Genomic DNA, 21,358 nt, shown 5'->3' on the forward strand with positions numbered 1-21,358 from the left:
TAACTAATTTAAAATGTATCAGCAAATTCAAAACCATCAGGCCGTCTGAAAGTTCCGCCCAACCGTTTTCAGACGGCCTCAAACAGCCTTAACACATTTTAATCCTTGACAGTATTTTTCCATCTTAAAACAAACAAACTAATGATTTAAAAATGTATTATTCATTAAGATAATGACAAATCACGATTAAACGGCTCGGCCTCATAGCGGATATGTTTCACACAAACAACAAAGTAAGCTACAATCCGATGAATAATCCACCCACACCATAAAATTAAAGGTTTCCGTATGTTAAAAGGCAGTCTGGTTGCCCTGATTACTCCGATGAATCAAGACGGCAGCATCAACTACGAACAACTTCGCGACTTAATCGACTGGCACATTGAAAACGGTACCGACGGCATCGTCGCAGTCGGCACCACCGGCGAGTCAGCCACCCTGCCTGTCGAAGAACATTTGGCCGTTATCGAAGCCACTGTCAAACACGTCAACAAGCGCATTCCCGTTATCGCCGGCACAGGCGCCAACAATACTGTCGAAGCCATCGCCCTTTCCCAAGCCGCCGAGCAAGCCGGTGCGGACTACACCTTATCTGTTGTTCCCTACTACAACAAACCTTCGCAAGAAGGCATTTACCAACATTTCAAAGCCATCGCCGAAGCCACTTCGATTCCGATGATTATTTATAATGTTCCCGGCCGCACCGTCGTCAGCATGAGCAACGACACTATTTTGCGCTTGGCTGAAATTCCCAATATCGTGGGTGTCAAAGAAGCCAGCGGCAAAATCGGCAGCAACATCGAATTGATCAACAGCGTTCCTGAAGGTTTTGCCGTGTTCTCCGGCGATGATCCTACCGGCCTGCCTTTCATGCTGTGTGGCGGTCATGGCGTAGTAACCGTCGCAGCCAACGTTGCACCGAAACTCTTTGCCGACATGTGCCGAGCCGCCCTTGAGGGCGATATTGCGACCGCCCGTCGTCTAAACGAGCAACTTATCCCAATTTATAACACCATGTTCTGCGAGCCCAGCCCGGCCGCGCCCAAATGGGGCCTGAGCTTATTGGGCAAATGCGAACCCCATGTTCGTCTGCCTTTGGTAGCACTGACCGAAGCCGGTCAAGCCAAAGTCCGAGCCGCTCTGGAAAAATCAGGACAAATCTGATCCGGAAATAAGGCCGTCTGAATCCCAAACACCCTTTTCAGACGGCCTCCCTGTTAAGAACTTCATCCACAGGAAAACAAGATGACCTATATTAAACCCATCGTAGTAGCCCTCGCCCTGATTAGCATGACTGCCTGTTCCGGCAGCAAAAAAGAACAACCCAAACTCGACTATCAAAGTCAATCACACCGCTTGGTCAAACTGGAAGTACCACCTGATTTGAATAACCCGGACCAAGGCAACCTCTATCAATTACCGGCAGGCAGCGGTGCCGTCCGCGCCAGCGACTTCAACAAACGCCGCACCCAAGCCGTACAACAACCTGCCAATGCAGAAGTTTTGAAATCCGTTAAAGGCGTACGCCTTGAGCGTGACGGCAACCAACGCTGGTTGGTTGTCGATGGCAAATCGCCTCGCGAAATTTGGCCGTTGCTGAAAGTGTTCTGGCAAGAAAACGGTTTCGACATCAAATCCGAAGAACCGGCCATCGGCCAAATGGAAACCGAGTGGGCGGAAAATCGAGCCAAAATCCCTCAAGACAGCCTGCGCCGCCTGTTGGACAAAGTAGGCTTGGGCGGCATCTACTCCACCAGCGAACGCGACAAGTTCATCATCCGCATCGAACAAGGCAAAAACGGTTCGACCGACATCTTCTTCGCCCATAAAGGCATGAAAGAAGTTTATGCCGACCGCAAAAAAGACACCACCATGTGGCAGCCAAGCGAGAGCGACCCTAACCTCGAAGCCGCATTCCTCGCGCGCTTTATGCAATACTTGGGCGTTGACGGCCAACAAGCCGAACAGGCCCTGACCCAAAGCGTTGCCGCCCGCAGCAATGCCTCCGAGTTGGCCCGTTTGGACAACGGCACCCTGCTGCTGGCAGGCGATTACGGCCGCAACTGGCGCCGTACCGCCCTTGCGCTCGACCGCATCGGCCTGACTGTTATCGGTCAAAATGCCGAACGCCGCGCTTTCTTGGTTCAACAAGCGCCAACCGAAGGCGAAGCAGTTGCCAATAAAAAACCCGGCCTGTTCAAACGCGTATTTGGCAAAGGCAAAGCAGAAGCGCCAAAAACGTATCCTGAAATCATTGTTTATGTTGAGCCAATCAACAATGGCGCACGCCTCCATCTGTTGAACAAAGACGGCAGCCCATACAAAGGCAGCGATGCCTCCACATTGTTGAGCCGCCTGCACACAGAATTGCGTTAATCCGTTATTCGACTTAAGGCCGTCTGAAATATTCAGACGGCCTTTTTAACGAATCCGGCATGGTTTCAAATTCTCAATCTGACGTATAATCAAAACATTTTCCCCTTACCCAAGCTGCCATGACCCGACAAAAAGCCTATCTGCTCCTAACCGCCCTGTTTACCCTGATGTTTATCGTACTGATTCTGTTGGGCGCTTATCTTCTGAGCATTCACAGCAAACAATTCGCCGTTGCCGCCTTTCTGTTTGCCTTCGCCGCCGTTTTTGCCCAAATCGGCAGCCTTGCCCTTTACATCCGCCACAAAGCACGCGCACAAATGGCCCGTATGCAGCAAACCGAAACCCATTAAGGAAAAACCATGTTTGAAAAAATCGTCCTTGCCAGTGGCAACGCAGGCAAACTCAAAGAATTTTCCCGCCTCTTTACCGACTTAAACATCGAAGTCCTGCCGCAATCGCAGTTCAATACGCCCGAATGCCCCGAGCCGTACCATACCTTTGTTGAAAATGCCCTGGCTAAAGCACGCCATGCCGCCAAATTCAGCGGCTTACCGGCACTTGCCGACGACTCCGGCATCTGCACCAACGCCTTAAACGGCGCACCCGGCATTTTCTCCGCACGTTATGCAGGCGAAAACCCCAAATCCGATGCCGCAAACAATGCCAAACTGTCTGCCGATCTTGCCGATAAAGACGACAAAAGCTGTTACTACGTCTGTGTCCTTGTCCTCGTCCGCCACGAAAACGATCCGCAGCCCATCATCGCCGAAGGCATCTGGCACGGACAATGGCAGGCCGAAGCAGCCGGCACAAACGGCTTCGGCTACGACCCGCATTTCTATCTGGCCGAACACAGTTGCACCGCCGCCGAGCTTGACCCTGAAATCAAAAATGCCGAAAGCCACCGCGCCCAAGCATTGCGTGAATTGTTAAGAAAAATCGAGTCCTTATAAATCGATAACAGGCCGTCTGAAAACCTGAAACGTTTTTTTAGATGTTCCAAATCCAATAAATAATAAAAGAAATCCATGTCCCCTAAGCAAATCTTGATTGTCGCCATCCGCTTGGTCGTTTTAATCGGTATCGTACAAACGCTTGGCAGCATCGCGACCATATTCGTACAGACAGAAAGCATGTATGACAGTAAACAAATCTCATCCGTACTGATGCTCTACGGCTTGTATTTAATTGCATGGCTGCTGCTATGGTGTTTCCCTGCCACCATTGCCAACCGCCTGTTGCCCGAACATCTGCAAACCGTACAGGAAGCCCCAAAACACCCTGCACCATGGCTGACGACCGGTATTGTATTAATAGGCATATATACTGTTTTCCAAGCTATCCCCGACCTAATTTACCAGTTCTCTCTCTATCTTTTTGTACAGTCTATTGCTATCGACACACATACATCCGTTTGGGCGGACCTCGGCGCACAAAACCAAGCCGGTATACTTGCCAACATCGCGCAGCTTTTTATCGGCATTTTCCTGCTATTCGGTGCACCCAAACTCTCATCTTGGTTGCGCAAAAGACTTTAACTACATAAAAACAACAGGCCGTCTGAAACCTTCAGACGGCCTACCTCACATTCATTCCCATGCCCAAACCCACACCTGAAGAATTGGCAGCCTTTGCAAAACACGTTGCTGCCTTTATCCCGACTACGCCTGACGAACTTCTGCAACTCATTGACAGTCAAAAAACTGCTATCGTCTTTTTAGGCAAACCAAGCTGTTCATACTGTCGCCGTTTTGTTGCAAAACTGTCTACCGTTTCCTTAAACAAGCAGCTTACCATCCGCTTTACAGACAGCAGCAACAAAGCGGCTTTAAAGACTTTTCGTGAACAACACGGCATCAAAACTGTTCCCGCATTACTCAACATCTCACAAGGCAAAATAAAATTTGTCTGTAATTCCAAATTATCAGAAGAAGAAATTGAAGCTTTTTTGAGTGCTTAGACTGCACAAATTTCCTACTGATTACTTTCCCGGCCGACATTTCAGTTAAAATAACGGCCCTAAAAATTTCAGACGGCCTCGAGCCTCAACACATCATGACCCAAATCACTTTCCAACGCCCCGGACAACTCACCGCCCTGCCTCCTTTATCACTCTATATCCACATTCCGTGGTGCATCAAAAAATGCCCGTATTGCGACTTCAATTCCCACAGCCTGAAAAACGGCCTGCCGGAAGAAGCCTATATCGATGCCCTATTAACCGACTTGCAGCTTGAATTGCCCAATATTTGGGGCAGACCGGTGGAAACCATATTTTTCGGCGGCGGTACGCCCAGCCTGTTTCAAGCGAAATCGATTGACCGTTTGTTAAGCGGTGTGCGTTCGCTGTTGCGTTTGCAACCCGAAGCGGAAATTACTTTAGAAGCCAATCCGGGCACATTTGAAATTGAGAAGTTTCAAGGATTTAAAAACGCAGGTATTACGCGCTTGTCTATCGGCGTACAAAGTTTTAATGACGATATGCTGGCTCGATTGGGACGCGTTCACAACGGCAAAGAAGCCCTGACAGCCATTGATACTGCCTTGAAATTATTTGAAAAAGTTAATATCGATTTGATGTACGCCCTGCCAAACCAAACGGTTCAGACGGCCTTAAACGATGTACAAACCGCTATTGCAACAGGCGTATCGCATATCAGCGCATATCATCTGACCATGGAGCCGAACACGCCTTTCGGTCATACGCCGCCAAAAGGTTTGCCGCAAGATGAAGCAGCATTGGATATTGAAGATGCCGTACACGGCGCATTAGAAAGCGCAGGCTTTATCCACTACGAAACATCGGCTTTTGCAAGACCTGCCATGCAGTGCCGCCATAATTTGAACTACTGGCAGTTCGGCGATTACTTAGGCATAGGAGCAGGCGCGCACGGCAAAATTTCCTATCCTGACCGTATCGAACGCACCGTCCGCCGCCGTCATCCCAACGACTATCTTGCCACCATGCAGAGCAATCCGCATGAAGCAGTTGAACGCAAAACCGTTGCTGCCGAAGACCTTCCATTCGAATTCATGATGAACGCCCTGCGCCTGACCGACGGCGTACCTACTACAACGCTGCAAGAACGTACCGGCGTACCCACTGCAAAAATCATGGCTCAAATCGAAACCGCCAGACAAAAAGGCCTGCTTGAATCAGACCCGACTGTGTTCCGCCCGACCGAACAAGGCCGTTTGTTCTTAAACGACTTGTTACAGTATTTTTTATAAGTGCGGTTTTACAACAGTTGAAACATTTTTAGATTTGCTTAATTTACGACAAGAAAATACAATCAGAATAATTGTTGGGGTAGGTGCTCGTGTGGCTGTTAATCATGCTTCAACAAAAGTTGAGACAGCTAATTCATATCATGAACGTAAAGAAACTAAAACCGGCGTGGGTGTAATGGCTGGTGTAAGCTACGAAGTAACTCCTAACGTTGCTTTGGACGCTGGCTATCGCTATAACCATTGGGGCAAGATCAATAACGTTAAGCTCCATACTCACGAAGTATCTGCCGGTGTACGCGTAAAATTCTAATATTTGAATACTTGACATGAAGCAATCATTGCTTCAAATATCAAGTAACAAAAGGCCGTCTGAAACCTGTTGCTCAGGATTTCAGACGGCCTTTTAACTTCTTTAAATATATCTAACTTTTTGCTGCTTTTACTTTTGCTGCTTTTACTTTTGCTGCAAACCACAGTGCCGCAGCCGTACCTGCCATATCGGCAATGCCGTCCGCGATTGAACCTTGGCGCGTAGCAGTCAGAAATGCCTGAGCCAGCTCGCTTCCTATGGCAAACAATAAAGCGGCAAACAGAATGCCTTTATAAGGAATATTCCTATTGTCTTGAATAAATATTTTTGCACACAACCATGCCTGACCGAAAAACAGCCCGAAATGGCCGACTTTATCAAAATGGGGAAATGGCGGCGGGCTATTACCGCCCTCTTTGAAAAGTAAGGCATAAATGGCGGCGGCAAACCAGATTAAGGCAGCGGCAGTAAATTTGTTTAATGGTAAGGCTTTCATTTTTCGGCCTCTTCATCCAACCATGTTTGACAGATGTCTGCCAAGCGGACAAATTTTCCACCCCGCGCCTTCAAAATATCACGCCATTGTGCCACTTCTTCTGCATCCGGTGCATCTTCAATACTGCATTCGTAAAGACAGAAGTCTAATGTTTCGCCAACAATGCCGGGGGCTTCGGTCTGCATCAGGTTGGTCAGTTCGTTCATATTTACTGTTTCTTTGATTGGTTATCGCTAGCCAGACCGCGCCGTCTGTTTTCAGGCCGTCTGAACTAATGTGCAAGGCTGCCCGTTTGATTTGGGCACGCTTACTTACTGTGTAAAAAACGCGTTGCCTCTTCCCATTCGCCATTTAACACGGCCGGCAATCCTTGCAGGGATTTGGCGATGGAATCATCAATTTGCTGTCTGTGTTCCGCCGACGGTTTATTCAATACATAACCGACAACCAGATTACGGTCGCCCGGATGATCAATACCCAAGCGCAGGCGGTAAAAATTAGGCGTACCCAAACGAGCCTGAATGTCTTTGAGGCCGTTGTGTCCACCGTTGCCGCCGCCAAGTTTGAATTTGATACGGCCGCATGGAATATCCAGCTCGTCATGGATCACCAAGATTTCCTCCGGCTTGATTTTGTAAAACTGAGCCAAAGCGGCAACGGCCTGACCGGAGCGGTTCATAAAGGTCATGGGTTTGAGCAGCCAAACATCACCATCAGGCGTAGTGGCGCGTGCTACTTCGCCGTAAAATTTCTTTTCGTCTTTAAAATTAACTTTCCATTTCCACGCCAGTTCATCCAACAGCCAAAAGCCAACATTGTGGCGCGTTTGTTCGTATTCTTGGCCTGGATTGCCCAAACCGACGATTAATTTAATTTTCAAGCTCATTACTGTTCTTTCAGTTTGACAGGCCGTCTGAAAAAGTTTCAGACGGCCTTTGATTTATTCTTGCCCAGCGCGTTTACGTCGCGCTTCTTTCGGATCAATCAACAATGGACGATAAACCTCAATCCGATCGCCATCGCGCAACACAGTCTCACTTTTCACGACCTTGCCGAAAATACCCAAAGGCGCTTGCTGTAAATCCAACTCTGGGAACTCCACCTCCAAACCGCTTTGCAGGGCAGCTTCGCGTACGGTTGTACCTTCTGCAACGGTCATACCCTTCAACACTTGCCTATCGGCTAGTCCGTAAACAATTTCAATCTCAAGCATAGCGGCGGTCGGCCTCTTTAATAAAAGCATCCACCAATGTACCAGCAAGATGGCCGAACACCGGGGAAATCATGGCAGAGAGTACGGCATTGGAGAAATCGTATTCCAATCTGAATTCAACTTTGCACATATCATCGCCCAAGTCGATAAATTTCCAAGTGCCGCGCAGGGTTTTAAACGGCCCTTCGAGCAAATCCATACGGATTTCCTGCCCCGGTATATTGTGGTTGTGCGTCGCAAACGACTGCTTGACACGCATATAGTCCATAAACAGGCGCGCTTTGAGCTCATTGCCTTTACGTTCGATGACTTCGGTCTTGCTGTACCACGGCAAAAATTTTGGATAGTCCTCAACTTTGTCCACCAGCTCAAACATTTCCTTAGCGCTATGCAGCACCAATACGTTTTTCTCGACTTTTTTCATGTGGTTGTAGACCTTGTTTTGAATACTTGGGGTTCAGACGGCATGATTTAGAAAAATATCTGCCCTACTTTGGGACAAAATTCCTAATTTAAACCGCTTCGCCATTTTGTTTCGCTTCCAGCCATTCCCAGCGTTCCAGCTTTTCCAAAAGCAGCATTTCAATTTCTTCAGCCCTGCTTTGCAATGCACCTGCTTTTTCGTAATCTTTGAAAATTTCAGGATCGGAAAGCTGGGTATTGATTTCAGCCTGCTCGGTTTCCAAAGCGGCGATTTCATCAGGCAGGGCGTCGAGTTCGCGCTGTTCTTTATAGGAAAGTTTGACCGTGCGGTTAGCTTTGGGTTTGACTTTTTCAGGCTCGGCAACCGCTTTAGGCGCAGAGGCCGTCTGAATTTTATCTTCCCGCGATTTTGCGTCGATATAGTCCTGATAGCCGCCGATGTATTCTTTCAGACGGCCTTGTCCTTCAAAAACAATGCTTTGGGTAATTACATTGTCGAGGAACATACGGTCATGCGAGACAAGGAATACCGTGCCTTGGTAATCGCGCAATAAGTCTTCAAGCAGCTCTTGAGTATCGATATCCAAGTCGTTAGTCGGTTCGTCCAAAACTAAAATATTGGCGGGACGGGTAAAGAGTTTTGCCAGCAAGAGACGGTTGCGTTCGCCGCCGGAGAGCGATGAAACAGGGCTTTGTGCGCGGGCTGGATGGAACAGGAAATCTTCCAAATAGCTCATGACGTGTTTTTTCTTGCCGCCGACTTCAACGTAATCATTGCCCTGTCCGAGCGTGTAAAACACAGTGTCGTTTTCATTCAACGCGCTGCGGAACTGGTCGAAATAAGCAACTTCCTGTTTACTGCCGATACGGATTCTGCCGTAGGTCGGCTGCAATTCGCCCAAAATCAGCTTAAGGAAGGTGGTTTTACCGATACCGTTTGGACCGATTAAGCCGATTTTGTCGCCGCGCTGCAAAATGGCGGAGAATTTGTCCATGATGACTTTGTCACCATAGGCAAACGAAGCATGTTCCAATTCGGCGATGATTTTGCCGCTTTTTTCGCCGCTGTCGAGCTTAAAGTTGACCTGCCCTTGTACGTTGCGGCGTTCGGCGCGCTGGCGGCGCAGCTCTTCCAAACGGCGCACGCGGCCTTCGTTACGGGTACGGCGCGCTTCGATGCCTTTGCGTATCCATGCTTCTTCCTGTGCGTGGAATTTGTCGAAGAGGCGGTTATGTTCCGCCTCGACTGCCAACTCTTGCGCTTTTTTCTCGCTGTATTTGGAGAACGAGCCAGGATAGGAGCGCAGAATGCCGCGGTCGAGTTCAACGATGCGCGTGGCGATATTATCCAAAAAACGGCGGTCGTGGGTAATCACGACCAAGCTGCCTTCAAACGCTTTGAGCAGGTTTTCCAGCCAGATAATCGCGTCGATATCCAAATGGTTGGTCGGCTCGTCCAGCAGCAATACGTCGGGCTTTTGCACCCAAGCCTGCGCCAAAGCGACGCGCTTTTTCTGACCGCCGGAAAGGTTGCCGATTTTTTCGTTTTCCGGCAAACCGAGTTCGCCCAATGTCTGCTTGACTGCCGCATCCAGCTTCCAGCCGTCCTTCGCTTCGATTTCAAGTTGCAATTCGTTGAGTTCTTTCAACAAAGCCTCACTCGAACCATTTTCCAACTCATGGCTGACATGATGATAATGGCGCAATAAATCGCGAATTTCGCCCAAACCTTCGGCAACAGTATCAAATACGGTTGCGTCCTTATCAAAAAAGGATTCCTGCGGCACATAAACGATTTTAAGGTTGTTTTGAACAATAATCTGCCCGTCATCGAGCTTTTGTACGCCTGCGAGGATTTTTAAAAACGAAGACTTACCCGCACCGTTGCGGCCGATTAAACCGATTTTCTCGCCGCTGTCGAGTTGAAAAGAAGTTTTGTCGAGCAAGGCGACGTGGCCGACGGCAAAAGAAGCATTTTCTACAGATAAGATATTCATGGGGAAACTTCAAAAAAGAAAAGGGGGACATTTTAACCGATTATCGGCAGATATTTACCGACAATCATATGAAATTGAAAGTATCAGGCCGTCTGAAAGCAGTTTTCAGACGGCCTTCATTATTATTCTTGAACCTTCAAACCGAAATGCAGATAGGCTCGTTCGGTTGCTACGCGTCCGCGCGGTGTACGCTGCAAAAAGCCCTGCTGAATCAGATATGGTTCAATCACATCTTCGATGGTATCGGTTGATTCGCCAATCGCAGCAGCCACGTTTTCCAAACCGACAGGGCCGCCGCTGAACTTGTGCAAAATTGCCTCAAGGAATTTCCTGTCCATTACATCCAAACCCTGACCATCCACATCCAGCATACTCAAAGCCGCATCGGCAATTTCCGCATCAATGACGCCGTTGTTTTTCACATCAGCGTAATCGCGCACACGTCGCAAAAGGCGATTGGCAATACGCGGCGTACCGCGGCTGCGCTTGGCCACTTCCATCGCACCCTCGTCACCCATATCCAACTGCAACAACTGGGCAGAACGGGCAACAATAGTTGCCAAATCTTTATTCTGATAAAACTCTAATCGGGACACGATACCAAAACGGTCGCGCAAAGGATTGGTCAGCATACCGGCACGGGTCGTTGCGCCCACCAATGTGAACGGCGGTAAATCGATTTTGACCGAACGCGCGGCCGGTCCTTCGCCTATCATGATATCCAACTGATAATCTTCAAGCGCAGGATAAAGAATTTCTTCAACCACAGGACTTAAGCGGTGGATTTCATCGATAAACAGCACATCATGCGGCTCGAGATTGGTCAACAGCGCCGCAAGGTCGCCGGCACGTTCCAAAACCGGGCCGCTGGTTTGACGCAAATTAACGCCCAATTCTTTGGCAATAATGTGCGCCAAAGTAGTTTTGCCCAAACCCGGAGGGCCAAACAACAAAGTGTGGTCAAGCGCTTCGCCACGTTTTTTCGCCGCCTGAATAAAAATGGCCAACTGCTCTTTTGCTTTATCCTGCCCGATATAGCCGTCTAAAGTTTTCGGACGTAAAGCTCGTTCAAGCAATTCTTCCTGAGCGGAAATATTTTGAGCAGTGATAATACGCTGAGGTTGTGCAGAAGTAAGATTATCGGTTTGTAACATAATGTTTCTAAATTCTAAGACCGTTCCCGACCCGTTATTTCAGATGGCCCGAACAATCAGACAAAGCGGTTAAATTATGATTTTGGCCATTATACCCGATAAGGCCGAGCCACTTTTCCTTCAAATTTAAATCACACAAAAATTTTCGTTTTCAGACGGCCAAAGCAACGTATAATAAACGGTTAATTCAAATACCTATCGCATTCAGGAGAACACATGAGCCTCAAGCAAAAAGTCATCGCCATCGACGGCCCCAGCGCATCCGGCAAAGGGACGGTTGCCTCACGCGTAGCCGAAGCCTTGGGTTTTCTTTACCTCGATTCCGGTGCGCTTTACCGCCTGACCGCGCTTTACGCACAAAAACAAAATGTTGCCTGGACAGATGAAGACGCCGTCAGCACACTGGCAGAAACTTTGCCCGCACAATTTGAAGGCAGCGTCGTGTTATTAAACGGCGAAGATGTATCCGAGCAAATCCGTACCGAAGCCATCGGCATGGGTGCATCTGCCGTCGCGCAGTTGCCTAAAGTGCGTACCGCCCTTTTGCAGCGCCAACGCGATTTCCTGACCGAAAAAGGTTTGGTCGCCGACGGCCGCGATATCGGCTCGGTTATTTTCCCTAATGCCGCATTAAAAATTTTCCTGACCGCAAGTGCCAATGTCCGCGCCCAACGTCGTGCCAAACAACTCGGTATCCCATGCGAAGGCGTGGCATTCGAGCGTATCTTGTCGGACATTGAAGCGCGCGACGAAGCAGACCGCCGCCGCCCTGTTGCCCCATTGAAACAGCTGCCCGACGCCCTGCTTTTAGACACTGACAACCTTTCTATCGAAGAAGCTGTAAAAAAAGTGCTTGATTGGTATCATAAAGTTTAAAATTTGGAGTATAATCGCGAAGTTTTCATTTCAGACGGCCTGTTAACCCTATAACAAGGCCGTCTGAAAACATTTCCCAACCTGCCGCGCCAAGGACGGCAGGTCATTTCAAACCTAACCCGCACCCCTTGGCGGTGTACCGAAAAGAGTATATATGACTATGGAAAATTTTGCCCAGCTGCTGGAAGAAAGCTTTACCCTGCAAGAGATGAACCCAGGTGAAGTGATTACTGCCGAAGTAGTCGGCATCGATCAAAACTTCGTTACCGTTAACGCAGGTCTGAAATCAGAATCTCTGATTGATGTTGCTGAATTCAAAAACGCTCAGGGCGAGATTGAAGTTAAAGTTGGCGATTTCGTTACCGTTACCATCGAATCTGTTGAAAACGGCTTCGGCGAAACCAAACTGTCCCGCGAAAAAGCCAAACGCGCTGCCGACTGGATCGCTTTGGAAGAAGCTATGGAAAACGGCGACATCCTGTCCGGCGTTATCAATGGCAAAGTCAAAGGCGGTCTGACTGTTATGATCAACAGCATCCGCGCATTCCTGCCGGGTTCTTTGGTTGACGTACGTCCCGTAAAAGACACTTCTCACTTCGAAGGCAAAGAAATTGAATTCAAAGTGATCAAACTGGACAAAAAACGCAACAACGTCGTTGTGTCCCGCCGCGCTGTTCTGGAAGCTACTTTGGGCGAAGAACGCAAAGCCTTGCTGGAAAACCTGCAAGAAGGTTCAGTTATCAAAGGTATCGTTAAAAACATCACCGATTACGGTGCATTCGTTGACTTGGGCGGCATCGACGGTCTGTTGCACATCACCGACTTGGCATGGCGCCGTGTGAAACACCCAAGCGAAGTTTTGGAAGTTGGTCAAGAAGTAGAAGCCAAAGTCCTGAAATTCGACCAAGACAAACAACGCGTTTCCCTGGGCATGAAACAACTGGGCGAAGATCCTTGGAGCGGTCTGACCCGTCGTTACCCACAAGGTACCCGCCTGTTCGGTAAAGTATCCAACCTGACCGACTACGGTGCATTCGTTGAAATCGAACAAGGCATCGAAGGTTTGGTACACGTTTCCGAAATGGATTGGACCAACAAAAACGTACACCCAAGCAAAGTTGTTCAACTGGGTGACGAAGTTGAAGTCATGATCCTGGAAATCGACGAAGACCGCCGCCGTATCTCTTTGGGCATGAAACAATGTCAAGCTAACCCTTGGGAAGAGTTTGCCGCCAACCACAACAAAGGCGACAAAATCTCCGGCGCAGTTAAATCTATCACTGACTTCGGCGTATTCGTAGGTCTGCCTGGCGGTATCGACGGTCTGGTTCACTTGTCTGACCTGTCTTGGACTGAAGCCGGCGAAGAAGCTGTACGCAAATACAAAAAAGGCGAAGAAGTTGAAGCCGTTGTATTGGCCATCGACGTTGAAAAAGAACGTATCTCTTTGGGTATCAAACAACTTGAAGGCGATCCGTTCGGTAACTTCATCAGCGTAAACGACAAAGGTTCTTTGGTTAAAGGTTCTGTGAAATCTGTTGACGCCAAAGGTGCCGTAGTCGCTCTGTCTGAAGAAGTTGAAGGCTACCTGCCTGCTTCTGAATTCGCCGCTGACCGCGTTGAAGACCTGACTACCAAACTGAAAGAAGGCGACGAAGTTGAAGCCGTTATCGTTACCGTTGACCGCAAAAACCGCAGCATCCGTCTGTCTGTTAAAGCGAAAGACGCTAAAGAAAACCGCGAAGCGCTGAATTCAGTTAACGCCGCTGCAACTGCCAATGCCGGTACTACCAGCCTGGGCGACTTGCTGAAAGCCAAACTGTCCGGCGACCAAGAATAAGGTTGCAGACATGACGAAGTCTGAATTGATGGTTCGCCTCGCAGAAGTGTTTGCCGAAAAAAATGGCAACCAACTGCTGGCTAAAGATGTCGAATACAGTGTAAAAGTCTTGGTTGATACCATGACCCGCTCACTGGCTCGTGGACAACGTATCGAAATCCGCGGCTTCGGCAGCTTCGACTTGAACCACCGCCCTGCCCGTATCGGGCGCAACCCTAAAACCGGCGAACGTGTGGAAGTGCCTGAAAAACATGTTCCCCACTTCAAACCGGGTAAAGAGTTGCGTGAGCGTGTAGACTTGGCATTGCAAGAAAGTGCTCATTAATACTTAGTAGCAAAACGCCGCAGAAATGCGGCGTTTTTTTGTTTTTTCAAAAAATACTAAAGCCAACCTTTTTGCTTGCACCTTAATCGCACACTTTTCCAACTATATTGACAACAAAGCCTTTGCAAAAAACGCAGGCCGTCTGAAATCATTTATAATAGACCGACTATTCCATAATGAGAACATCATTCCGACTACTGTCCAAATTATTGCGGATGATGTTTCGACTATCGCCAGCAAAACATAATAAAGGTTATACATGAGCAATAGAGACCAACTATTTACGCCACCGCCATTTGAAAACCACAGCCCGTTGACTTGGTATCAGGCCGCCGCCGAACAACCCAACTTCATCCGTGACGAAGCACAAGCACGAGCCATTGAATATTTGGATCGCTTATGGACCGAGCTGATGATGTTCAAACGCAAACGCAACCGTTTTCTCGGCCGCAGCCTGCGTTCCCCTCAAGTACCTAAAGGACTCTATTTTTATGGCGGCGTAGGACGCGGTAAAAGTTTCCTGATGGACGCTTTTTTTGGCTGCCTCCCTTATCGCCGTAAGCGCCGCGTGCATTTCCATGCCTTTATGGCCGAAATTCATCAACGGCTGAAAGCTTTAAAGAGTGAAGCGAATCCTTTAAAAGCCGTTGCAGCAGAAATTGCCAAAGAAACACGCGTATTATGCTTTGATGAATTTCACGTCAGCGACATTGCCGATGCAATGATTTTAGGCCGTTTGTTGGAAAACCTGCTGAGCGAAGGTGTTGTTTTGGTGGCCACTTCCAACTACGCCCCATCCGAACTCTATCCTCAAGGCCAAAACCGCAGCAGCTTTCTGCCAACCATCGCCCTTATCGAATCTAACCTGACCGTTTTAAATGTAGATGGCGGAGAAGATTACCGATTGCGCACATTGCGCCCTGCCGAAATTTTCTTTGTGCCCAATAATGAAGAAAACGAGCAAAAACTGGCTACTTTATTTAAAGAAATGAGCGGAATCTCTGAATTGAATCCAGGAATCAGCATTATTCATGGACGGGAAATTCCTCATAAAGCCCAGTCGGAACGCGCCATCTGGTTTGATTTCCGCGCATTATGTTTTGGCCCGCGTTCACAAGCTGACTATCTGTATTTAGCCGAACATTATGAGATGGTTTTCCTTTCAGGATTAGAACGTCTAACCCCGCAAGAAAAAGCAGAAGCACGCCGTCTGACATGGTTAATTGACGTTTTATATGATTTCCGTGTGAAATTGTGCGCCACCAGTGCAGTTGGCGTAAACGATATTTATGTCGAAGGCGATTTCGCCGAAGAATTTACCCGCACAGCCAGCCGTATGATCGAAATGCAATCCGAAGTCTATTTGGAACAACCACACCTGACTTTAAGCAAATAATGCCTTTCCCCAAAAGGGGCGAAATTTGGTAGAATACACTTCCCTTGCCTCTTGGCTGCGACAACTTACCTATCAATAAAAACAAGGACATAACATGGCCATAGAACGTACGATTTCCATCATCAAACCCGATGCAGTAGAAAAAAACGTCATCGGCAAGATTTACAGCCGCTTTGAAGAAAACGGCTTGCGCATTATTGCGGCGAAAATGAAACATCTCTCTGAGCGTGAAGCAAAAGAGTTTTATGCCGTACATAAAGATCGCCCTTTTTATGAAGACTTGGTTAAATTCATGACTCGCAATCCTGTCATGATTCAAGTATTGGAAGGTGAAAATGCCGTTGCCAAAAATCGCGAATTGATGGGCGCAACCAACCCAGCCGATGCAGCTCCTGGCACAATCCGTGCCGACTTTGCAGAATCTGTCAGTGTTAATGCCGTACATGGTTCTGACAGCGTTGAAAATGCTGCGATTGAAATTGCTTACTTCTTCAGCCAAAGCGAAATCTGCCCGCGCTAAGAGTAAAAGCCTGTAGCCGCTTTACGGCCGTCCGATTTATATCGGACGGCAAAACTGCTTTGTATGTCCTACAAATTAAAGGCCGTCTGAAAACCCAAAGGCTTTTAAAGCAAAGCTGCCCAATAAGCCTCTTTGCTTTAAAAGCTTTACTGAGAAACATAAAAATACATGAAAACCAATCTACTGAACTACGATTTAAATGGACTGACACAACACTTTGCCGAAATGGGTGAAAAGCCTTTTCGTGCCAAGCAGGTAATGCGTTGGATGCATCAAGCGGGTGCACAAAACTTTGAAGAAATGACTGACTTGGCCAAATCATTGCGCGCCAAGTTAAATGAACAAGCCACAATCGAAGTGCCTAAATTAATGATGGCACAAGAATCTACTGATGGCACACGCAAATGGTTGCTGGATGTAGGCACGGGCAACGGTGTAGAAACCGTCTTTATTCCCGAAGCCGAACGCGGTACTTTGTGCATCTCTTCCCAAGTAGGTTGCGCATTGGAATGCACTTTCTGCTCTACCGGACGACAAGGTTTCAACCGCAACCTGACTGCCGCTGAAATTATCGGTCAGCTTTGGTGGGCCAATAAAGCCATGGGCGTTACCCCTAAAAATGAACGCGTTATCTCCAATGTTGTGATGATGGGCATGGGCGAACCCATGGCAAACTTTGACAATGTTATTACCGCTTTGAGCATTATGCTGGATGATCACGGCTACGGCTTGAGCCGCCGCCGCGTGACTGTTTCCACTTCGGGCATGGTTCCACAAATGGACAGACTGCGTGATGCAATGCCTGTTGCTTTGGCTGTATCTTTACACGCATCCAACGATGAAGTGCGCGATCAAATTGTTCCCCTCAACAAAAAATACCCGCTCAAAGAATTGATGGCGGCCTGTCAACGTTATCTGGTCAAAGCACCCCGTGACTTTATTACCTTTGAATACGTTATGCTCGACGGTATCAACGATAAAGCGCAACATGCGCGCGAATTGATTGAATTGGTTAAAGACGTACCGTGCAAATTCAATCTGATTCCGTTCAATCCTTTCCCAAATTCCGGCTACGAACGTTCTACCAATGAAAATATCCGTGTCTTCCGCGATATTCTGCAACAAGCCGGCTTTGTCGTTACTGTCCGTAAAACCCGAGGTGACGATATCGATGCCGCTTGCGGACAACTGGCCGGACAAGTACAAGATAAAACACGCCGCCAACAAAAATGGCAACAGATTTTGGTCGAACAATAAGGTTAATTATGAAAATCAAGTTCGGATTCGCATTACTTACCGCACTGACTCTTTCTGCCTGCGCTTCCTCTTCCGGCCCAAGCCCTAAAGAACGTGCCATTCAAGTTTCTAATATCAAAACCCAACTGGCTGTGGAATATATGCGTGGCCAAAACTACCGCCAAGCTACTGAAAGTATCGAAGAGGCGCTTAAGTCCAATTCAAAAAATGACCTTGCTTGGTTGGTACGCGCCGAGATTTATCAGTATTTGAAAGTCAAAGACAAAGCTCAAGAAAGCTTTCTTAAAGCATTGTCTTTAAAACCGGATAGTGCTGAAGTTAACAACAATTACGGTTGGTTCTTATGCAATCAAATGAATGCACCTGCCGAATCTATGGCTTATTTTGATAAAGCACTGGCCGACCCAACCTATCCAAGCCCCTTTATTGCCAATATGAATAAAGGCATTTGCAGTGCAAGGTTAGGCCAATACTCTTTGGCCCAAGCCTATTTGGAAAGGTCTTTAGCAGCGAATCCGCAATTCTTCCCTGCTTTCAAAGAACTTGCCCGAACCAAAATGATGGCAGGCAATCTGAACGATGCCGACTATTATTTCCGCCAATACCAAAGCAAAGTTGATGTCCTGCAGGCTGATGATTTGCTTTTAGGCTGGCGTTTGGCTACCGCCTTGGGCAATAAACACGCCGCATACGAATACGAAGCCCAACTTAGGGCAAACTTCCCTTATTCAGACGAACTACAAACCGTCACAACAGGCCACTAAATGGAAAATAACGATAAAATCAACTACGACACACAAGCCGCCAAAACATTGGGGGATGAATTACGCAAACACAGAACTGATGCCAAAATCGATATTCAAGATGTTGCCTCACGTTTGAAACTGTCTGCCGAACAAATTGATGCTTTGGAAAAAGGAGAATATTCAGGCTTTCCCGGTTTAGTCTTTGTTTCAGGCTATTTGCGTTCATATGCACGATTTCTGAAAATCGACGAACAAACCATCGCCAAACATTTGCTCTCCATTACTCCGCAACTTGAAGACCATGTATACGCGGTAACACGCAGTGCCAACACCGGCTTAAGCTACACAGACACTGAAAAACAAGGCTTCCCAAAATGGATATTGGGGATAGCCGCACTGGCTTTGGCTGTAGGCGGCGTTTACTTTTGGCAAAGCAAATCCAGTTTTGAAAACGAACAGGCAAATATTCAAAACAGCAAAGATGTTGCTGATACGATGAAAACGCCTGCCTTAAAAACGGATAATGTTGCCGTTAGCGAAATGACGGAAGACGGCAAAAAAGAAATTACCAATAAGCCTGAAGTGGCTAATGATCAAGCAGCTTCTGAAGCTTCTGCCATAGCACAAGAAGAGAAGCCTGCCGTCAAAGTTGAGAAAGACGAACTTTGGATTAAAGTCCAATACCGAAGCAATCTGATTATTACAGACAAAGATGGAAAAGTTGTATTCAGCCGTATCGTTCCAGCCGGAAGCGAACAACGTCTGAGAGGCGGCGCACCTTACAATGTTTGGATCGGTATTGCAGCCGGCTCGGAAGCCAATTACGGCGGCACACCTATCGAACCTTTGAAATACCGTGTTGCCGGTGAAAAATCCGCCTCTTTTGTTGCAGGAAAAAACTAAAATGACCACACCTAAACGCCGTCTGACACATCAAGTACAAATCGATCATCTCATCGTCGGTTCGGATGCGCCCGTTGTTGTGCAATCTATGACCAATACCGACACCGCAGATGCAGAAGCAACCGCCCGACAGGTCAAAGAGTTGAGCGATGCCGGCTCAGAAATGGTCCGTATCACGGTCAATACTCCGGAAGCGGCTTCCAAAGTCGCTGAAATCCGCAGCCGCTTAGACGATATGGGTTATACCACGCCCCTGATCGGCGACTTCCATTTCAATGGCGAACGCTTATTGGCTGAATTTCCCGAGTGCGGCAAAGCCCTGTCTAAATACCGCATCAACCCAGGCAATGTTGGCAAAGGCGCAAAAGGCGATGAGAAATTTGCCTTTATGATTCGTACAGCGGCAGAAAACAATAAAGCCGTACGCATCGGTGTGAACTGGGGTTCGCTTGATCAAAGCCTTGCCAAGCGCATGATGGATGCCAACTTGGCCTCCGCTGCACCAAAGCCGCCTGAAGAAATCATGAAAGAGGCTTTGATTGTTTCGGCGCTGGAATCGGCAGAAAAAGCCGTGGCTTTGGGCTTGCCTGAAGACAAAATCATTTTGTCGTGCAAGGTCAGCGCCGTACAAGACTTGATTCAGGTTTACCGCGAATTAGGCAGCCGTTGCCGTTACCCGCTCCATCTCGGTCTGACCGAGGCTGGCATGGGCAGCAAAGGTATTGTAGCATCTACCGCGGCCTTGGCCGTATTGCTGCAAGAAGGTATCGGCGACACCATTCGAATCTCCCTAACCCCCGAGCCCGGCAGTTCTCGCACTCAAGAAGTCATTGTCGGTCAAGAAATCCTGCAGACTATGGGCTTGCGCTCCTTTACGCCGATGGTCACAGCCTGCCCGGGTTGCGGCCGCACCACCAGTACCGTATTCCAAGAGTTGGCTCAAGACGTACAAAACTATTTACGCCAAAAAATGGCTGTTTGGCGCACTGAATATCCAGGCGTTGAATCATTGAACGTCGCCGTAATGGGTTGCGTGGTAAATGGTCCGGGCGAAAGCAAGCTTGCCGATATCGGTATCAGCCTGCCCGGTACAGGCGAAACTCCGGTTGCGCCGGTTTATGTAGACGGAGAACGGAAAGTCACCCTTAAAGGCGACAATATCGCTGCCGAGTTTTTACAAATCGTTGAAGATTATGTCAAAACCAACTACTGCGAAGGTGGCGCAAAACGTAAGCAAAACCGCGTTATTCCCATTCAATCTGCCTAAAACATTTTCAAGATAAAGAGGCCGTCTGAAAATATGTTGGGCAAACTGGATACTTGGCTGACTGAACATCCCAAACGCAAGGATTTGCATGGTTGGCGACGCTTTATCGTTGAATTTTGGTTTTTCGGTTTAAAAGAAGCACGAGCCTGCTTATTTGCAGGCTTGTTTTTCATTGCCATGTTCCTCGTTCCGAAAACAGGCTGGTTGGGTATTTCACGCTACGACCTACTGCTGATTTTTGCCATCTCCGTACAAGCAGCCATGCTGTATTTCAAGTTGGAAACTTGGGATGAAGTGAAATCGATTACGCTGTTTTACTTGGTGGGCTTTGCTTTAGAGTGGTTTAAAACATCAGGCGATATCCAGTCTTGGAGCTATCCTGATGAGGCATACACCAAAATCGGCGGCGTACCGCTGTTTGCAGGCTTTATGTATGCTGCGGTCGGCAGCTATATCATTCAAGCATGGCGGCTGTTTGACTTAAAAATCAAAAGTCATCCGCCGTATTGGTTGGGCACTTTGTGCGCACTGGCGATTTATATCAATTTCTTTACCCATCACTATATTGGCGACTATCGCTGGTATCTTGCCGCTTTCGCTCTCGGCCTATATGCCCGGACAACGGTCTTATACACGCCCTATGACACCACTCGCAAAATGCCGCTCCTGCTCGCTTTCGTCCTGATCGGATTTTTTATTTGGCTGGCGGAAAATTTGGGAACCCTATTCGGCGTTTGGCGCTATCCCAACCAAATCGGCGCGTGGGCATCGGTACACATCAGTAAATGGAGTTCATGGGCGTTACTGGTGATGATGACTTTTACCATCGTTGCGAATTTAAAACACATCAAACATACCATCAGCGTATCGAAAGATTAGTTGCTTAATATTTTAAAAGGCCGAGACCTTTGCAAAATCCCCTAAAATCCCCTAAATTCCTACTAAGACATTTAGGGGATTTTCCATGAGCACCTTCTTTCAGCAAACCGCCCAAGCCATGATCGCCAAACACATCGACCGTTTTCCAC

At 47.9% G+C, this 21,358-nt stretch carries 25 protein-coding genes; 18 read left to right on the forward strand and 7 right to left on the reverse strand.

What is annotated here, in order from left to right; genetic code table 11:
• Positions 1-288: 288 nt before the first annotated feature.
• From dapA to ACTHTJ_RS04470, 8 genes are all read left to right on the forward strand, one after another.
• On the forward strand, positions 289-1,164 hold the full coding sequence (gene dapA, locus ACTHTJ_RS04435) for a 4-hydroxy-tetrahydrodipicolinate synthase (protein ID WP_070585470.1): 876 nt from the start codon (positions 289-291) through the stop codon (positions 1,162-1,164).
• A gap of 81 nt (positions 1,165-1,245) precedes the next feature.
• The gene (gene bamC, locus ACTHTJ_RS04440) at positions 1,246-2,376 is read left to right on the forward strand and encodes an outer membrane protein assembly factor BamC (RefSeq protein ID WP_070585472.1); all 1,131 of its coding nucleotides are present in this window, start codon (positions 1,246-1,248) and stop codon (positions 2,374-2,376) included.
• A 119-nt stretch (positions 2,377-2,495) separates the two neighbouring features.
• Positions 2,496-2,726 carry an NGO_0222 family membrane protein gene (locus tag ACTHTJ_RS04445; protein ID WP_036490655.1) on the forward strand — a complete coding sequence of 77 codons (231 nt, stop codon included), beginning with the start codon at positions 2,496-2,498 and terminating at the stop codon, positions 2,724-2,726.
• 9 nt (positions 2,727-2,735) lie between these two features.
• Positions 2,736-3,329, forward strand: a complete 594-nt coding sequence (gene rdgB / locus ACTHTJ_RS04450; RefSeq protein ID WP_070585474.1) for an RdgB/HAM1 family non-canonical purine NTP pyrophosphatase — start codon at positions 2,736-2,738, stop codon at positions 3,327-3,329.
• A 75-nt stretch (positions 3,330-3,404) separates the two neighbouring features.
• Positions 3,405-3,914, forward strand: coding sequence for a hypothetical protein (locus ACTHTJ_RS04455; RefSeq protein WP_070585476.1), 510 nt, complete (start codon positions 3,405-3,407; stop codon positions 3,912-3,914).
• Between the two features lie 59 nt (positions 3,915-3,973).
• The gene (locus tag ACTHTJ_RS04460; protein ID WP_070585478.1) at positions 3,974-4,336 is read left to right on the forward strand and encodes a thioredoxin family protein; all 363 of its coding nucleotides are present in this window, start codon (positions 3,974-3,976) and stop codon (positions 4,334-4,336) included.
• Positions 4,337-4,431: 95 nt separating this feature from the next.
• On the forward strand, positions 4,432-5,607 hold the full coding sequence (gene hemW, locus ACTHTJ_RS04465; RefSeq protein WP_070585479.1) for a radical SAM family heme chaperone HemW: 1,176 nt from the start codon (positions 4,432-4,434) through the stop codon (positions 5,605-5,607).
• Positions 5,608-5,641: 34 nt separating this feature from the next.
• A complete protein-coding gene (locus ACTHTJ_RS04470; RefSeq protein WP_283120599.1) occupies positions 5,642-5,917 on the forward strand; it encodes an opacity family porin in 276 nt (91 codons plus the stop codon).
• Between the two features lie 112 nt (positions 5,918-6,029).
• Here the strand turns inward: ACTHTJ_RS04470 and ACTHTJ_RS04475 are convergent, their stop codons facing one another.
• From ACTHTJ_RS04475 to ruvB, 7 genes are all read right to left on the reverse strand, one after another.
• Positions 6,030-6,413, reverse strand: coding sequence for a VanZ family protein (locus ACTHTJ_RS04475; RefSeq protein ID WP_070585483.1), 384 nt, complete (start codon positions 6,411-6,413; stop codon positions 6,030-6,032).
• The gene (locus ACTHTJ_RS04480; RefSeq protein ID WP_070585485.1) at positions 6,410-6,619 is read right to left on the reverse strand and encodes a dioxygenase; all 210 of its coding nucleotides are present in this window, start codon (positions 6,617-6,619) and stop codon (positions 6,410-6,412) included. Before ACTHTJ_RS04480 ends, ACTHTJ_RS04475 begins: the two co-directional genes overlap by 4 nt.
• Before the next feature lie 101 nt (positions 6,620-6,720).
• Positions 6,721-7,299 carry an aminoacyl-tRNA hydrolase gene (pth, locus tag ACTHTJ_RS04485; RefSeq protein WP_070460838.1) on the reverse strand — a complete coding sequence of 193 codons (579 nt, stop codon included), beginning with the start codon at positions 7,297-7,299 and terminating at the stop codon, positions 6,721-6,723.
• Positions 7,300-7,353: 54 nt separating this feature from the next.
• Positions 7,354-7,626, reverse strand: a complete 273-nt coding sequence (locus tag ACTHTJ_RS04490; protein ID WP_070460839.1) for an RnfH family protein — start codon at positions 7,624-7,626, stop codon at positions 7,354-7,356.
• Positions 7,619-8,050 (reverse strand): type II toxin-antitoxin system RatA family toxin, encoded by a 432-nt coding sequence (locus ACTHTJ_RS04495; protein WP_003683270.1) that lies wholly within the window; start codon positions 8,048-8,050, stop codon positions 7,619-7,621. The genes ACTHTJ_RS04490 and ACTHTJ_RS04495 overlap by 8 nt, the downstream gene beginning before the upstream one ends.
• 88 nt (positions 8,051-8,138) lie before the next feature.
• Positions 8,139-10,046, reverse strand: coding sequence for an ATP-binding cassette domain-containing protein (locus ACTHTJ_RS04500; RefSeq protein WP_440360790.1), 1,908 nt, complete (start codon positions 10,044-10,046; stop codon positions 8,139-8,141).
• Positions 10,047-10,168: 122 nt separating this feature from the next.
• The gene (ruvB, locus tag ACTHTJ_RS04505) at positions 10,169-11,200 is read right to left on the reverse strand and encodes a Holliday junction branch migration DNA helicase RuvB (protein ID WP_070585489.1); all 1,032 of its coding nucleotides are present in this window, start codon (positions 11,198-11,200) and stop codon (positions 10,169-10,171) included.
• Between the two features lie 216 nt (positions 11,201-11,416).
• On the opposite strand from ruvB, the gene cmk reads away from it, so the two are divergent.
• The 10 genes from cmk to ACTHTJ_RS04555 all read left to right on the forward strand — a co-directional run bounded on the left by cmk (position 11,417) and on the right by ACTHTJ_RS04555 (position 21,209).
• On the forward strand, positions 11,417-12,076 hold the full coding sequence (cmk, locus tag ACTHTJ_RS04510) for a (d)CMP kinase (RefSeq protein WP_440360791.1): 660 nt from the start codon (positions 11,417-11,419) through the stop codon (positions 12,074-12,076).
• A gap of 154 nt (positions 12,077-12,230) precedes the next feature.
• Positions 12,231-13,916 carry a 30S ribosomal protein S1 gene (gene rpsA, locus ACTHTJ_RS04515; protein ID WP_003678994.1) on the forward strand — a complete coding sequence of 562 codons (1,686 nt, stop codon included), beginning with the start codon at positions 12,231-12,233 and terminating at the stop codon, positions 13,914-13,916.
• Positions 13,917-13,926: 10 nt separating this feature from the next.
• Positions 13,927-14,241 carry an integration host factor subunit beta gene (locus ACTHTJ_RS04520; RefSeq protein ID WP_003678992.1) on the forward strand — a complete coding sequence of 105 codons (315 nt, stop codon included), beginning with the start codon at positions 13,927-13,929 and terminating at the stop codon, positions 14,239-14,241.
• 259 nt (positions 14,242-14,500) lie between these two features.
• The gene (gene zapE, locus ACTHTJ_RS04525; protein ID WP_049336592.1) at positions 14,501-15,637 is read left to right on the forward strand and encodes a cell division protein ZapE; all 1,137 of its coding nucleotides are present in this window, start codon (positions 14,501-14,503) and stop codon (positions 15,635-15,637) included.
• A gap of 94 nt (positions 15,638-15,731) precedes the next feature.
• The gene (gene ndk, locus ACTHTJ_RS04530) at positions 15,732-16,157 is read left to right on the forward strand and encodes a nucleoside-diphosphate kinase (RefSeq protein WP_004519785.1); all 426 of its coding nucleotides are present in this window, start codon (positions 15,732-15,734) and stop codon (positions 16,155-16,157) included.
• Positions 16,158-16,325: 168 nt separating this feature from the next.
• A complete protein-coding gene (gene rlmN, locus ACTHTJ_RS04535; RefSeq protein ID WP_070585495.1) occupies positions 16,326-17,414 on the forward strand; it encodes a 23S rRNA (adenine(2503)-C(2))-methyltransferase RlmN in 1,089 nt (362 codons plus the stop codon).
• Between the two features lie 8 nt (positions 17,415-17,422).
• A complete protein-coding gene (gene pilW, locus ACTHTJ_RS04540) occupies positions 17,423-18,178 on the forward strand; it encodes a type IV pilus biogenesis/stability protein PilW (protein ID WP_070585498.1) in 756 nt (251 codons plus the stop codon).
• Positions 18,179-19,063 (forward strand): helix-turn-helix domain-containing protein, encoded by an 885-nt coding sequence (locus ACTHTJ_RS04545; RefSeq protein ID WP_070585500.1) that lies wholly within the window; start codon positions 18,179-18,181, stop codon positions 19,061-19,063.
• Between the two features lies 1 nt (position 19,064).
• A complete protein-coding gene (gene ispG / locus ACTHTJ_RS04550) occupies positions 19,065-20,330 on the forward strand; it encodes a flavodoxin-dependent (E)-4-hydroxy-3-methylbut-2-enyl-diphosphate synthase (RefSeq protein ID WP_070585502.1) in 1,266 nt (421 codons plus the stop codon).
• A gap of 33 nt (positions 20,331-20,363) precedes the next feature.
• Positions 20,364-21,209 (forward strand): DUF817 domain-containing protein, encoded by an 846-nt coding sequence (locus ACTHTJ_RS04555; protein ID WP_070585503.1) that lies wholly within the window; start codon positions 20,364-20,366, stop codon positions 21,207-21,209.
• Positions 21,210-21,358: the final 149 nt, after the last annotated feature.

Origin of the sequence: Neisseria sp. P0018.S001 (assembly GCF_051957355.1) — a bacterium.
GTDB lineage: Bacteria > Pseudomonadota > Gammaproteobacteria > Burkholderiales > Neisseriaceae > Neisseria > Neisseria subflava_A.

What these genes read in the sequence shown, in the direction of transcription:
- dapA (WP_070585470.1), top strand. Translation starts at nt 289, where the DNA reads ATGTTAAAAGGCAGTCTGGTTGCCCTGATTACTCCGATGAATCAAGAC.
- bamC (WP_070585472.1), top strand. Translation starts at nt 1,246, where the DNA reads ATGACCTATATTAAACCCATCGTAGTAGCCCTCGCCCTGATTAGCATG.
- ACTHTJ_RS04445 (WP_036490655.1), top strand. Translation starts at nt 2,496, where the DNA reads ATGACCCGACAAAAAGCCTATCTGCTCCTAACCGCCCTGTTTACCCTG.
- rdgB (WP_070585474.1), top strand. Translation starts at nt 2,736, where the DNA reads ATGTTTGAAAAAATCGTCCTTGCCAGTGGCAACGCAGGCAAACTCAAA.
- ACTHTJ_RS04455 (WP_070585476.1), top strand. Translation starts at nt 3,405, where the DNA reads ATGTCCCCTAAGCAAATCTTGATTGTCGCCATCCGCTTGGTCGTTTTA.
- ACTHTJ_RS04460 (WP_070585478.1), top strand. Translation starts at nt 3,974, where the DNA reads ATGCCCAAACCCACACCTGAAGAATTGGCAGCCTTTGCAAAACACGTT.
- hemW (WP_070585479.1), top strand. Translation starts at nt 4,432, where the DNA reads ATGACCCAAATCACTTTCCAACGCCCCGGACAACTCACCGCCCTGCCT.
- ACTHTJ_RS04475 (WP_070585483.1), bottom strand. Translation starts at nt 6,413, where the DNA reads ATGAAAGCCTTACCATTAAACAAATTTACTGCCGCTGCCTTAATCTGG.
- ACTHTJ_RS04480 (WP_070585485.1), bottom strand. Translation starts at nt 6,619, where the DNA reads ATGAACGAACTGACCAACCTGATGCAGACCGAAGCCCCCGGCATTGTT.
- pth (WP_070460838.1), bottom strand. Translation starts at nt 7,299, where the DNA reads ATGAGCTTGAAAATTAAATTAATCGTCGGTTTGGGCAATCCAGGCCAA.
- ACTHTJ_RS04490 (WP_070460839.1), bottom strand. Translation starts at nt 7,626, where the DNA reads ATGCTTGAGATTGAAATTGTTTACGGACTAGCCGATAGGCAAGTGTTG.
- ACTHTJ_RS04495 (WP_003683270.1), bottom strand. Translation starts at nt 8,050, where the DNA reads ATGAAAAAAGTCGAGAAAAACGTATTGGTGCTGCATAGCGCTAAGGAA.
- ACTHTJ_RS04500 (WP_440360790.1), bottom strand. Translation starts at nt 10,046, where the DNA reads ATGAATATCTTATCTGTAGAAAATGCTTCTTTTGCCGTCGGCCACGTC.
- ruvB (WP_070585489.1), bottom strand. Translation starts at nt 11,200, where the DNA reads ATGTTACAAACCGATAATCTTACTTCTGCACAACCTCAGCGTATTATC.
- cmk (WP_440360791.1), top strand. Translation starts at nt 11,417, where the DNA reads ATGAGCCTCAAGCAAAAAGTCATCGCCATCGACGGCCCCAGCGCATCC.
- rpsA (WP_003678994.1), top strand. Translation starts at nt 12,231, where the DNA reads ATGACTATGGAAAATTTTGCCCAGCTGCTGGAAGAAAGCTTTACCCTG.
- ACTHTJ_RS04520 (WP_003678992.1), top strand. Translation starts at nt 13,927, where the DNA reads ATGACGAAGTCTGAATTGATGGTTCGCCTCGCAGAAGTGTTTGCCGAA.
- zapE (WP_049336592.1), top strand. Translation starts at nt 14,501, where the DNA reads ATGAGCAATAGAGACCAACTATTTACGCCACCGCCATTTGAAAACCAC.
- ndk (WP_004519785.1), top strand. Translation starts at nt 15,732, where the DNA reads ATGGCCATAGAACGTACGATTTCCATCATCAAACCCGATGCAGTAGAA.
- rlmN (WP_070585495.1), top strand. Translation starts at nt 16,326, where the DNA reads ATGAAAACCAATCTACTGAACTACGATTTAAATGGACTGACACAACAC.
- pilW (WP_070585498.1), top strand. Translation starts at nt 17,423, where the DNA reads ATGAAAATCAAGTTCGGATTCGCATTACTTACCGCACTGACTCTTTCT.
- ACTHTJ_RS04545 (WP_070585500.1), top strand. Translation starts at nt 18,179, where the DNA reads ATGGAAAATAACGATAAAATCAACTACGACACACAAGCCGCCAAAACA.
- ispG (WP_070585502.1), top strand. Translation starts at nt 19,065, where the DNA reads ATGACCACACCTAAACGCCGTCTGACACATCAAGTACAAATCGATCAT.
- ACTHTJ_RS04555 (WP_070585503.1), top strand. Translation starts at nt 20,364, where the DNA reads ATGTTGGGCAAACTGGATACTTGGCTGACTGAACATCCCAAACGCAAG.